This is a genomic window from Streptomyces sp. MJM8645 (assembly GCF_001625365.1).
Lineage (GTDB): Bacteria > Actinomycetota > Actinomycetes > Streptomycetales > Streptomycetaceae > Kitasatospora.
Genome location: NZ_LJJF01000002.1, coordinates 492,748 through 504,689 on the forward strand (window position 1 = coordinate 492,748; position 11,942 = coordinate 504,689).

The following is an 11,942-nucleotide window of genomic DNA, read 5'->3' on the forward strand; positions in this document are numbered from 1 at the left end:
GGCGGGGCGTCAGTCGGTGGTGTTCCGGGCGGTGCCGTCCTGGACGGCGGTGTCCCGGGCGGGGGAGTTCAGGAGGGGATGTCCTGGGCGCTGCTGGACCGGACGGGCGCGCGCAGGGAGCGGGCGCCCGTCCAGGTGAGCAGGGCGCTGCCCCAGGTCAGGCCGGCGCCGAAGACGCAGACGAGCACACGGACCCGGTCGGCCAGCAGGCCGCGGGCGGCGGCGTCGGCCAGCGCGAAGGGGGCGGAGGCCGCGCCGATGTTGCCCGTCAGGTCCCCGGTGATGTGCAGGCGTTCGGCCGGGATGCCGATCCGGTCCGCGACGGCGCGCAGGAGCACCGGGTTGGGCTGGTGGGTGATGAAGGCGTCGATGTCCTTGAGGTCGAGGCCGTGGTCGGTGAGGGCCTGGTCGACGAGGCGGGGGAAGATCTCGGTGATGAAGTCGCGCACGACCCGGCCGTCCATGTGGATGTGGTGCAGCCCGGCGGTCAGGCTCTCGGGGCCGGCGGGTATCCGGCTGCCGCCGGCGGGGATCAGCACGTGGTGCGCGCCGCGGCCGTCCGAGCCGAGGCGGAAGCTGTGGAAGCCGGCGTCGTCGTCGACGGGGCCCAGGACGGCTGCGGCGGCGCCGTCGGCGAAGAGGACGGCGGTGGCTCGGTGGGCGGGGTCGACGAACTTCGAGTAGGCCTCGACGCCGACGACCGCCGCGTACCGGGCGCCGGGGGTCGTGGCCAGCCAGGCGTGCGCGACCTTGGCCGCGAACAGCCAGCCGGAGCACGCCGCGCTGACGTCGAGTGCGACGGCGTTGGCGGCGCCGGCGAGGGCCTGGACGCGGCAGGCGGTGGCCGGCCCGAGTTCGTCGGGCGTGGAGGTCGCCGCGACGACGAGGTCGAGCCGGTCCGGCGGGATGCCGGCGGCCTCGCAGGCGGCCAGTACGGCGGCCGCTGCCAGGTCCGAGGCGGCCTCGTCGGGTGCGGCCCGATGCCGTTCGAGCACGCCGGTGCGCTCGGTGATCCAGGTGTCCGAGACACCGGCGGGAGGGCCGACCTCGTGGTTGCCGCGGACCTCGGCGGGCAGGTACGTACCCATGCCCAGGACGCCGGTCATGGGGGGCTTCCTTCGGTTCACGACGTGCTCCCGGTGCGATCGGAGGAGCCGGTGGAGGAGCCGGTGGAGGAATTGGCGGGGGCGCCGGCGGAGGCACCGTGGGCGGCCAGGAGCGCGGCGGCGTAGTCGGGCTCGTCGAGGGCCGTGCGGGCGAGGCCGGCCCCGGGGTCGAGGGCGGCCACGATGTCCGGCAGGGCCTGACGCAGTCGGTCGCACAGGGCGTCCATGGCGGCGGGCAGGGCGCGGACGGCCGAGGGGGTGAGCACGCCGGTCGCCAACAGGGGACCGGCCAGGCACCGGGCCTGGCGCAGGCCGTCGAGCGCGGCGAGGTCGGCCGCCCGGGGAACGGACCACCCGTGCCCGTGCGCGGTACTCCCCTCCACCGCGGCCTCGGCCGCGAGCCGGCGGGCCTGGACGTCCCCCAGCTCCAGGGCGTCCTCCAGCAGCGGGTTCCACAGGTCCAGGTCGCGGTGGAGCGAACGGTGGGGCGAGCGGCGCAGCGCCTCGGTACGGGCCGACGCCGCGGCGGCGAGGTCGTCGGCGAGCCGGTCCTGCAGCGCGGTGACGACCTCGGGCCACCACGCCGCGTCGGTCGGATCGGACGGGAACCGGCCCTGGTCTGACGGGAACCGGCCCGGCCCGGACGGCCGCCGATCGGGGCGTGCCCGCTCCTCGGCGAGGGCGCGGCCGGCGTCGAGCAGGATGAGGGTGTTGTCGCCGCCGGCGTTGTCGAAGGCGCGGGCGAAGCCGAGGTAGCCCGGCAGCCGGTTGTGGTCGAAGAGGCCCGACACCCCGCAGCGGTGCTGGAGGGAGTCGACGAGGTCCGCCACGGCCCGGGTGCTGTGCGCCTTGTGGAGGGCGAGCGAGCGGTCGACCGCGGCCCAGGGGGAGAAGGTCATCGCCGTGCCCGGCCCGTCGGAGGGCCTTGCGGCGCGCAGGCCCGCCCACGTGGACAGGGCCGCCCGGGCGGTGCAGCGCAGGGAGAAGGCGGCGGCCAGCGCTCCGACGACGGCGTGCTGCTGGGTGCGGTACTCCAGGACCGGGCTCCCGGGCGCCAGCCGGCCGTGCGAGCGGCGGCCCGCGCTGAACCGCCAGGCCATCGCCGCGCTGCGGCCCGCCAGGCCCGCCATCGCGGACGGCAGGGTGGCCCACAGCCCCTGGCCGCAGCTCAGGGTCCGCTGGAGGCGGGCGTCGGCGCTGGGCTGCGGGTCGTGCAGCACGCCCGTGGCGTCGATCCCGGCCCCGTCCGCCAGCCAGCGGTCGTACGGGATTCGGGCGCCGTGGAACCGGACGAGGCCGTAGGGCAGCGGGAGTGCGCCCACCGGGAGCGGGCCGGAGACGGACACTCCCGGTGCCGGGCGGCCGTCGGCCCCGGTGATGTCGACGAGGAAGGAGAACACTCCCCCGTCCTGGGCGCCCGTCAGCAGCCGTGCGCAGACCACCGCCTGCTGGGGCAGGCCGAGCGCCGCGACGGAGGAGAACTTCGCGGCCCGGTGGTCCGGGGTGTGCAGCGTGAACGCGCGGCGGGCCGGGTCGAACCGGGCCTCGGTGCGGATCCCGAGGTGGCTGCCGGCGTCGCCGATCTCGGTGACCAGGAAGGAGCCCTTGGTGCGTGCGTGCGCGAGGGCGCCGTCCGGGTCCGCGGCCTTGCCGCCCAGGAGGACCAGCGAGCCGACGCACAGGGTGTAGTGGGAGAGGAAGGTCTGATAGAGCGATGGATCCGCCAGTGCCGTCGCCTCACTGAGCGCGGCCAGCAGGTCCGCGTCGGCGACCACCTCGGCCGCCGGCGGCAGCGAGGCCGCCAGGCGGGCCAGCCGCCGGTGCGCGCTGACGTCCGTGCGCAGGGCTGCCGTCCCGTGTTCGGCCCGGTGGTCCGCGAGGAGCTGCCCGAACTCCGCGGCCCGCCGGGGAGGGAGCAGCGCCGAGAGGCGGGTCAGGACGTCGATCGCGTCGGTCTCCTCGCCGGGCCTCCGTTCGGTGTTCACGCGTCCCCCCGTGCGGCCGTCGTGGTCGGGTGGTGGTCGTGCGACGTGCCCTCCCCCGGCGCGGCGGGAGGCGGGCAGGAGCGCGGGGGCTCCAGCGGCGCCAGGGGCGGAAGCGGCGCCTGGGGGCCGGTCGGCCACGGGCCGTCGGCGACCGGCGCGAGCGCGTCCTGCCGCGGGTCGATCCTGCGCACGCTGTTCGTCAGCGTGCTGCCGGTGCCCGCCTCGACGACCAGCGAGGCGTCCGCCAGGGCCGCGCCGAACACCGCGGGCAGGTCGAAGGGCCTGACCAGGCAGGCGGACAGCGCGCTCGGCAGGTCGCTGTCCGCGCGGTAGAGCCGGCCGGCCACCGCCGAGTACACCGGTCGGCGCGGCGGGGACAGGCGCAGCCGTCGGGCGAAGTGCGCGAACGCGCCGGCCTCGTGGACGAGAGCCGGGTGGTGGCTCATGAACGGGAGCCGCAGCCGCTGCGCCCCCACGCCGTGCGCCGTCGCCGACCGTTCGACGACGGCGAGCCCGTCGAGCGGGCCGGAGACCACCGTCTCCCCGCCGTGGTTGACACAGGCCACCACCACGCCCGTGCCCGGCCCGGCCGCCGCGAGCAGCCGGCGGGCTGTGGCCGGGCCCGCGCCCAGCAGTGTCATGCCGCCGCCGTGGCCGGTCAGCAACTGCCCGAGCCGGCAGGCCAGCCGGGCCCCGTCGGCGACCGAGCAGCATCCGGCCGCGGTCAGCGCGGGGATCTCGCCGAAGCTGACCGCCAGGAGGCGGTGCGCCCGGCAACCGTCGGCTTCGAGTGCGCGGTGCACCGCCAGGGACACACCGAACAGCGCGAGTTGTACGGTCCCGGGCGGCTCGGCGGCCAGCGCGCCGACGCTGAGCGGGGAGCCACCTGTCAGTCGGGAGCCGTCACCCGAACAGGAGCCGCCTGTCAATTGGGAGCCGACACCCGAACGGGAGCCGCCTGCCAGGCGGGGGCCGATCGGCGCCACCCCGAACTCGGCGGCGACCACGTCGGCCTCCTCGAAGACCTCGGCGACCGCGCGCGCCAGCGACCCGACGCGGGGAAGCGTCCGCAACAGCGGAGTCAGACTGAAATCCCCCTGCCCGGGGAACATGTGAACGAACTTTCCGGTGGCCGTGGGACTCTGCGGACGCTGCGGGCCGGACATCACGGATTCCGCCTCCACCCTGGGGCACGTTCGAAGGAAACGCCCCGACATCACCGATGGTGGAGTCTGCGGCCGCCCTCGCGGGCGCTTTTCGACGGCCGGCCCGTCAAGCTTTTCCGGGCGTCAACTTTCAAGGAATTACAACGAGTTGGGAATCCCATTCGGGTATCCCGGCGGCACCGCGAGCGGATAGCATGGCGGGATGTGCGCAGCGCGACCGCGTACCGCGGAGGCCGGACCGGGCCGCCGTGAGCGCGGCGTCGACGACCCGCCGGGAGAGACATGGCCGTCCGCCGTGTGCCGAACGCCCGCCTTCGCGAACTCCTCAAAGAAGCCCGATGGACCGGAGAGCAACTGGCCCGGGCCGTCAATCAGATCGGCGCCGAATCCGGATGGGCCCGGGCCTACGGGCGCGCCTCGGTGCACCAGTGGCTCACCGGAGCTGTTCCCCGCAAGCCCGCCCCCCACCTTGTCTGCGCGGCGCTGGGTCGTCGGCTCCGACGGCCCGTCACCCTGGCCGACGCCGGATTCGGCGGCCCGCCGCCGGACGCCCCGTCGCCGGACGCCTCGACGCCGGATTCCCCGGCGGTGCTCGCGCGGCTCGCGGCGGCGGCCGCCGCACCCGATCGCCACGGGAACCTCCTCTCCTACCAGCCGCCGCCCGCCCCGTCCGGCAGCCCGACCGGCCTGACCGAAGGCCCGACCGAAGCCGCGACCGGAGGCCTGGCCGAAGCCCTGACCGGCCCGCCGGTACCCGCGGGCGCAAAGGCGCCCCCGCCCCAGCCGGACGCGCTCGCCCTGCTGCTGCCCGTCTTCTCCGCGATCGACCGCGTCCACGGCGGAGGCCAGGCCCGCACCGCACTCGCCGCGTTCCTCTCGACCACGGCGGCGCCCATGCTCGCCGCACCCGCCCCGCCCGTCCGGCACTTCGGCATCCTCGGGGCGACCGCCCGGCTGTGCTACCTGTGCGCCTTCATGCACATCGACGACGACCTCAACGGCCTCGCCGGCCAGTACTACCGCCTCGCCCTCGACCTGGCCCGGCACGCCGGCGACACGGCCGCCCAGGCGATGACCCTGCGCGCCATGGCCACCCAGGCCTACGAACTCGGCCACCGGCGCCAGAGCCTGCGCCTGGCGCAAGCCGCCGCCGACTGCCACATCAGCTCCTCGGCGCCGCGGCTGCGCGCCTCCGTCCTGGGGCAACTCGCCCTGTCCGAGGCCGCCGTCGGCGATCGGACGGCCGCGCTGCGCCACATCGGCGACGCCCGCGACCTCCTCACGAACGCCACGGGCCCGCCACCGCCGATCGGCGACTACCACCGCGCCTCGTGGGACCACCAGCGGGCCCTCGTCGGAGTCGAACTCGGCGACCTTGCCGGGGCGATCAAGCTCCTGGAGGTGTCCGCCGCCCGCAGGCCGCGGGGCGAGTCCCGCTCCCGTGCCGTCGTCCTCAGCAGGCTGGCCGAGCGCCAGCTGGCGGCCGGGCACATCGAAGCCGCCTGTGCCACCTGGCACGAGTTCCTCGACGTCTACCCGCTGCTGGCCTCCCGCCGAGCCCACCTGGCCAGGGCGCGGATGCCCGGACTCCTGCTCCCCCACCGCCGACGACCGGCCGCGGACCACCTCATCCAGCGGGCCACCGCCCTGGGGCGCGCCTGACGATTCGCGCCCGCGGTACCGGCCGAGCCTTCCCCCCGTCAGGGCCGGCGCGGAGTCCGCGCGAGGACGTCGGTCGCGACCTCCGTGACCGTCCGGTGGTAGGCCACGCTCACCGGCCCCAGGCCGCCGATCGCCCCGACCACGGCGTCCGTCGCGTCTCCGGCGCCCTCGGCGGCCCGCAGCGGGGCGATCACGCCGACGGTCACCGCCGCCGCGATCTCCTCGGGCCGCAGGGCGTTCAGGCCGTTGAACGCCACGAACGTGCCGGAGCGGATCGACGCCGCCACGGCACTGCCGGCGGAGACCAGCACCAGGTCGCTGGACTCCGCCACCGCACGGACGGCGCGCCGCCGGTCGGAGGAGCGGTAGCACCACTGATCGGGGTGCTGGCCCCGAAGCAGCGGGAACCGTGCGCGCAGCACCCCGAGGATCTCCGCGACCTCCTCGACCGGTGAGCACGGGTGCTGGACGAAGGACAGCCGCTCGGGATCGACGGACCGCAGGGCCTGCGCCCCGGCCGCGTCGGCCACCCGGACCCGCCCCGCCTGCTGCGCGCCCGCCTGCTGCACGGCGGGACCAGCCGGGGCGAAACCGCCGCCGCCGAGCACGAGGACGGTGTCCCCGCGAGCCTCGTACTGCCGGACGGCGGCCCACGTCGCGGCCGCCCGCGGACACTCGGCCTGCCCCGCGCCCCCTGCGGACGAGGCGAGCCGGTTCAGGGGCTGGGACGGGACGACCGGGGTCGGCCCGCACGCGGGCTCCGACGCGCAGACGATCAGCCGCCTGGTCCGCACCGTGGCCGACCAGACGCGGACGGCCTCCGCCGCCACCGCCTCCTGGCGGGCCGGAGCGATCACGGCGATCCCCACCACGGCCCCGTCCAGGTCGATGTAGGTCGTGGCGAACAGCCGCCCGCCCCGGCCCGCCGGCAGGATCCCGCCGGCACCGATCCGGGAGGCGAACCCGCGCTCGTGGAGCCACCCGGCCACGAGCGAGGCCGCCGGGCAGGTCACCGGTCCGCGCGTCGGATGGACGTAGCCGGACAAGACGGTGATCGGACCGTCAGGGCCCGATGCCACGTCGGACTGCTCCGTCAACCGGGACCGGTTCATGCCGGCTCCTCCCAAGGGTGGCTGGCCACGTCGTTCGGCTCCGGCGAGGATCGAAGATCGAAGATCGCGGATGCCGTTGGTGATCTTCCGAGTGTGCCCGGTGAAGCCGCGTCGGCGGGCTGTGGACGGAGCCGTGAACGGAGGTGTCGCCGACGGGTGTCCGGCAGGCGCAGCCGGCAGCGCTTCGGCGGGGGCGGCGGGGGCGGCGGGGGCCGGAGCGGTCGACGGGCCGGATGTGAAAGTCGGATTCTCCCTGAATCCGACCCCGCGGGTTCGCCGTATACGAATGGAAGTCGCATTGTCCTGGCGGCCGGACAGTCGAAATCCACTCCACGCCACAATGGTTCACCAGCGACAGGATTAACCTGAACGCCACATTCGGACAAGAGGTCGAGTCGACCACAAGAACCGCGAATCCCCTTGCGGTGGCGCCGAGTTGAACCAACCGCCGACCGGCCGCGCCGGACACCCGGGCGGACCTCCCGAGTTCGGGGCACAGGTGCGGTGCGCACGCGAATAGTCCAGCCCGCGACGGCCTGCGTGGCGCGATGCCACCGGCGCTGGAATATTGCTAGAAGTGACGGCAGTCACACGCAATGGAGTTCGATGTGCGCTTCGCGACGCGCGATGTCCGCCGCTCGGTCATCGTCAGCCTCATGGGTACCACCCTCGTCTGGTACGACTTCTTCCTCTACGTCAACGCTTCGGTGCTGGTCTTCAAGCACCAGTTCTTCCCCTACCTCTCGCCCTTCGCGGCGACGCTCACCGGCATCGGCCTCTACGGGGCAGCGCTGGTGGCACGGCCGGTCGGCGGGGCGCTCTTCGGGCATCTCGGCGACCGCCACGGCAGGCGCCCCGCCCTGGTCGGCGCGCTGCTGCTGACCGGGGCCTCCACCGGCCTGGTCGGGCTGCTGCCCGGCTACGGCCAGATCGGCTTCGCCTCCCCCCTCCTGCTGGTCACGCTGCGCCTGCTCCAGGGGCTCGGCCTGGGCGGTGCATGGGGGGCCGCCACCGTCGTCGCGCACGAGTGCGCCGAACCGGGGCGCCGGGGGCTGGTGTCGAGCTGGGCCCAGATCGGCGCGCCGGCGGGCAACCTGCTGGCGTTCGGGGCCATGACGGCGGTCTCCGGTGCGCTGACCCCCGCCCAGTTCATGACCTGGGGCTGGCGACTGCCCTTCCTGCTCTCCGCCGTGCTGGTGGTGGTGGGGCTGTGGGCCCGGGCGCGGATCGAGGAGACCCCCGCCTTCCGGGCGCTGGCCCTCACCGGGGCCCGCAGCAGGCGGCCGGTCGTCGAACTGATCGCCCGGCACCGCAGGCAGCTGCTCATCACCACGGCGATCACCGCCGGAGCCGACGTCGTGCTCTTCGGCTTCTCGTTCAACTACGTCCTCACCCTGCTGCGCGTCGCCGGCCTGTCGCTCAACGCCCTGATCGCGCTCTCGCTCCTCGCCCCGCTCGCGCTGATCGCCCTGATCCCGTTCTTCGGCGCGCTGTCCGACCGCTACGGGAGACGACGGGTCTGTCTGGCCGGGACGATCACCATGGCGGTCTGGGCCGCCGCGTTCGCGCCCCTGCTGCGCTTCGGCTCTCCTCCGGTCCTGGTGTTCGCCTACCTGCTGTCGCTGGTGGGCTTCGCCGCGATGTACGCCCCCCAGGCGGCCCTGGTCTCCGAGCTCTTCCCGAGCCGCGTGCGCCTCAGCGGAACCGCCGTCGGCTACCAACTGGGCGGACTCCTCGGCGGCACCCTCGCCACCTACCTGACCGCCGAGGCCACCGACTGGTTCAAGTCCCCGGCCGTGACCCCGCTCTACGTCCTCGCCGTCCTGGTGGTCAGCGGTACGGCGCTCCTCACCCTCGCGCGCCACGGCGAGGACGACGGCTCCCCCGCAGCGGCCGGGCCCTCGGGCTCCGGGTTCCCCACCCCGTCGAGCCGTCCCACAGCCCCGGCCCCCGGACTCCCCGGGTGAGCCGGCCCGCAGCACCACCGGGTTCCCCCACCCCAAGAAAGGCACGACCCCATGAAGCACCCCATCGGTATCGCGGCCGCCGCCCTCGCGGCCGGCACCCTGGTCGGCGGACTGCTCGTGTACGACACCTCCGCCGCCGGAGTGCCCCAAGTCATCACCTGTGAGGACAACTTCACGATGACCTTCAGCTCCGGCCTCACCCTCGTCCCCCAGGACAACATCACAGCCACCCTCGGCAACCCCAAACTGCTCAACTGCACCGGTGACGCCCCCATCACCCAGGCCGACTACGTGGGGACCGGCCTCGGCAACGGCGTGACCTGCGCGGCCGGCAGCTACCAGAACGCGCCCGGCACCCTGCAGCGCGTCACCTGGGAGACCGCGAACGGCCAGCCCACCACGGAGGACCCGGGCACCACCGACTTCACCTGGGACATGCAGCCGATCCAGGACCTGCTCAAGTCGAGCAACCCCCTCAGCGGCGGCATCACCGCGGGCCGCTACAAGGGCGCCACCTGGACGGTGGTCCTCGACCCGGTCAAGTCCAACATCGACCTCACGGCCTGCAGCACCCCGACCGGTCTGAAGTCGATGACGCTGGACGGGACGGTCACCATCACGCTGCCCACCGGCACGCAGTCCCCCACGCCGACACCGACCTCCACCTCCACCTCCAGCCCGACCGCCACCGCCACGCCCACCCCCACGCCCACTGCCACACCTACGGGCACCCCCACGCCTACGGCCACCCCCACGGCCAGGCCCATGCCCGTCCCCTTCGTCCCCGCGCAGGACGCCTGATCCCGAACGGGCGCCCCACCGCCACACTGCCGCAAGCCCCGCCCCTCGCTGCGGAGCGGGCGGTGCCCGGCAGGCTCGGGCCGGGCAGGACGAGCCTCCCGGACACGGCGGCCTGACGAAGCACTGGGCCCCGACGCCGATCAACCCGGCGCCGGGGCCCAGCCCGCTGGTCTAGTAGACGAGCGTGATGCAGCCGCTGCCGCCCGCGGTGCCCGCGGTGCCGTCCTCGCCGGGGGTCTGGGGGTCGTCGAAGTTGCCGACGTAGTCCTGGCCGTCGCCACCGTCCCCGCCGTCCCCGCCGTCGCCGGTGCCCACAGGGCAGGCGGCCGGCACATGGGCCCCCGCTGCACCGCCTTCGCCGCCCACGCCGCCCGTGCTGCCGGGGACGGTCTGACCGACGGTGGCCGGTGTCACGTCGACGCCTTCCTCACCACCGGCGCCGAGGTCACCGTCGGATCCGCCTGTGCCGCTGGGCCCTCCGCCCTCGCAGGCGGAGGCGGGGACGATGCCTCCGCCGTGGCCTCCCTCGCCCCCGGCGCCGCCGAGCACGCTGCCCGCGCCCCCGCCCCTACCCCCGGGACGTGACCCGCCGTCCACGGCTGCCAGGACGACTGCGCCGCCAGTGAGGGTGGACCGGCCGCCGGCGCCCCCGTCGGCGCCGTCGACGCCCGGGTCGGCCTCCTCACCGCTGGCGCCTCCCGCTCCGCCGGCTCCGCCGCTGCCGACCGTGAGGGTCAGCACGTCGCCGGGGGTGACGGCCAGGGTGCAGGTGACCCGGGCGCCTCCTCCGCCGCCGCCTCCCGCCCCGCCCCCGCCACCGCTCTTGAAGAGGCCGGTGCCACCTCCGCCACCCCCGCCGCCTCCCCCGGCACCCGCCGCGACGAGGGTGACGGTGATGCCGGTGACACCGTCCGGGACGGTGAACGTGGCGTCGGTGGTGAAGGCCCGGGTGGTCGCGTCCCGGGCGGGCGCGGTTGCGCCGACGGGCAGCACCAGCGCCCCCGCGAGGCATCCGGAACCGAGGGCGGCGCGCACCCTCCGGGGGCGGGCAGGCCTCACACGGGCTCCGGCCGTCACCCCATGGTCGTAGCTCATGCTCAAACAGTGCTGTGGCCGCGGTTCTCCCGCGACGCCGGAGGGGAGATCGGGTGACCCGGCCCGTCCGCAGCGACGCGCCGGCCGCGGCCACCGGGTCCGTCCGCCCCGCTGCGCCCCGAGCGCGCGCACGTAGACGAACAGCCGAACGGCAGCAAGGCTTCTCGGCCGGCAGGGTACGCCTGTCCAGGTGAGACACGGAGTGCGCCGGCAGCACGCACGTACCGGTTGATCGAGTACCGGAGATTCTTGGCGCCAAGGCACGACACCGATGAACAGGAAGAAAGGCACACGATGAGGCGTCTGATGCTGGCGGCGGCCGCGGGCGGGTTGCTGGCCGTGGCGATCCCGGGGGCGGCCGGGTCCGCGCACGCGACGGAGGTACTGGACAACCTGACCTGCACAGGGCCGGTGACGCTGACGTTCAAGAACCCGGTGACCGACGCGGCGGCATCGAACTCGTACACGGTCGAAGGCACTCTCAACGACTGTTACAGCGCCGCCGGAACCCACTCGAACGTCGACCACGGCACGATCTCCTCGGTCGGCACCGGGACGTTCTCCTGCGTGTCCTACCATCCCTTCTCCGGAGTGACGACCTTCACCTGGTTCGACGTCAACAACATGCCCCTCGGCCACACCACCGTCTCCTTCAAGGGCGGGGAGAAGGGCAACTCGGGCAGCAACGAGGTGACCAACGACGAGACCGGCATCACGGACGTGACCAGCACCCTCCTGCCCCTCAACAGCTACCAGGGCAGCTTCGACCTGTCCGGCATCACCGGCTCCTGCGACACCGGGGTGACGGCCCTGACCGGGAACCACGAGGTGGACTTCAGCCTCGCCTCGCTCTGAGCACACAGCACTCGCTCCCGCGCCCCCGGGCAACGTCCGACGCCCGAGGGCGCGCCATTCCTGTGGCCACTGCCCGGAAGGCGTGCGCCGTTGCCGCGTTGACTCCGGCACGGTGAAGGGAAGGATGCCGTCAAGCGCGTTGGCCGCACTGTGACATGACCACATGTCAGGGTGCGAACCGTCGGGCTGGAAG

The 11,942-nt window shown here is 74.5% G+C and carries 9 protein-coding genes; 4 read left to right on the plus strand and 5 right to left on the minus strand.

Going from position 1 to position 11,942, the window contains the following annotated elements; genetic code table 11:
- Window positions 1-68: 68 nt before the first annotated feature.
- The 3 genes from A6F73_RS32890 to A6F73_RS32900 are packed head-to-tail and all read right to left on the minus strand — an operon-like array spanning window position 69 to window position 4,164.
- Window positions 69-1,106 carry a ketoacyl-ACP synthase III gene (locus tag A6F73_RS32890; protein WP_063352022.1) on the minus strand — a complete coding sequence of 346 codons (1,038 nt, stop codon included), beginning with the start codon at window positions 1,104-1,106 and terminating at the stop codon, window positions 69-71.
- Window positions 1,107-1,123: 17 nt separating this feature from the next.
- The gene (locus tag A6F73_RS32895) at window positions 1,124-3,091 is read right to left on the minus strand and encodes a hypothetical protein (protein ID WP_063352023.1); all 1,968 of its coding nucleotides are present in this window, start codon (window positions 3,089-3,091) and stop codon (window positions 1,124-1,126) included.
- Window positions 3,088-4,164: an acyltransferase domain-containing protein gene (locus tag A6F73_RS32900; RefSeq protein WP_063352024.1), complete on the minus strand. Its 1,077-nt coding sequence runs from the start codon at window positions 4,162-4,164 to the stop codon at window positions 3,088-3,090. The genes A6F73_RS32895 and A6F73_RS32900 overlap by 4 nt, the downstream gene beginning before the upstream one ends.
- A gap of 375 nt (window positions 4,165-4,539) precedes the next feature.
- Between A6F73_RS32900 and A6F73_RS32905 the strand changes: the two genes are divergently transcribed.
- Window positions 4,540-5,919 carry a hypothetical protein gene (locus A6F73_RS32905; RefSeq protein ID WP_063352025.1) on the plus strand — a complete coding sequence of 460 codons (1,380 nt, stop codon included), beginning with the start codon at window positions 4,540-4,542 and terminating at the stop codon, window positions 5,917-5,919.
- Window positions 5,920-5,957: 38 nt separating this feature from the next.
- On the opposite strand, the gene A6F73_RS32910 is transcribed toward A6F73_RS32905, so the two are convergent.
- Window positions 5,958-7,031, minus strand: a complete 1,074-nt coding sequence (locus A6F73_RS32910; protein WP_063352026.1) for a hypothetical protein — start codon at window positions 7,029-7,031, stop codon at window positions 5,958-5,960.
- Window positions 7,032-7,687: 656 nt separating this feature from the next.
- On the opposite strand from A6F73_RS32910, the gene A6F73_RS32915 reads away from it, so the two are divergent.
- Together A6F73_RS32915 and A6F73_RS42360 are read left to right on the plus strand one after the other, a co-directional pair.
- Complete coding sequence (locus A6F73_RS32915; RefSeq protein WP_159398659.1) at window positions 7,688-8,998, plus strand: MFS transporter; 1,311 nt, start codon at window positions 7,688-7,690, stop codon at window positions 8,996-8,998.
- 51 nt (window positions 8,999-9,049) lie between these two features.
- The gene (locus A6F73_RS42360; protein ID WP_063352028.1) at window positions 9,050-9,799 is read left to right on the plus strand and encodes a hypothetical protein; all 750 of its coding nucleotides are present in this window, start codon (window positions 9,050-9,052) and stop codon (window positions 9,797-9,799) included.
- 171 nt (window positions 9,800-9,970) lie between these two features.
- Here the strand turns inward: A6F73_RS42360 and A6F73_RS44225 are convergent, their stop codons facing one another.
- Window positions 9,971-10,894 (minus strand): hypothetical protein, encoded by a 924-nt coding sequence (locus tag A6F73_RS44225; protein ID WP_079136474.1) that lies wholly within the window; start codon window positions 10,892-10,894, stop codon window positions 9,971-9,973.
- Window positions 10,895-11,188: 294 nt separating this feature from the next.
- On the opposite strand from A6F73_RS44225, the gene A6F73_RS32930 reads away from it, so the two are divergent.
- On the plus strand, window positions 11,189-11,749 hold the full coding sequence (locus tag A6F73_RS32930; protein WP_159398660.1) for a hypothetical protein: 561 nt from the start codon (window positions 11,189-11,191) through the stop codon (window positions 11,747-11,749).
- Window positions 11,750-11,942 lie beyond the last annotated feature (193 nt).

What these genes read in the sequence shown, in the direction of transcription:
- A6F73_RS32890 (WP_063352022.1), bottom strand. Translation starts at nt 1,106, where the DNA reads ATGACCGGCGTCCTGGGCATGGGTACGTACCTGCCCGCCGAGGTCCGC.
- A6F73_RS32910 (WP_063352026.1), bottom strand. Translation starts at nt 7,031, where the DNA reads ATGAACCGGTCCCGGTTGACGGAGCAGTCCGACGTGGCATCGGGCCCT.
- A6F73_RS44225 (WP_079136474.1), bottom strand. Translation starts at nt 10,894, where the DNA reads ATGAGCTACGACCATGGGGTGACGGCCGGAGCCCGTGTGAGGCCTGCC.
- A6F73_RS32915 (WP_159398659.1), top strand. Translation starts at nt 7,688, where the DNA reads ATGGGTACCACCCTCGTCTGGTACGACTTCTTCCTCTACGTCAACGCT.
- A6F73_RS32930 (WP_159398660.1), top strand. Translation starts at nt 11,189, where the DNA reads ATGAGGCGTCTGATGCTGGCGGCGGCCGCGGGCGGGTTGCTGGCCGTG.
- A6F73_RS42360 (WP_063352028.1), top strand. Translation starts at nt 9,050, where the DNA reads ATGAAGCACCCCATCGGTATCGCGGCCGCCGCCCTCGCGGCCGGCACC.
- A6F73_RS32905 (WP_063352025.1), top strand. Translation starts at nt 4,540, where the DNA reads ATGGCCGTCCGCCGTGTGCCGAACGCCCGCCTTCGCGAACTCCTCAAA.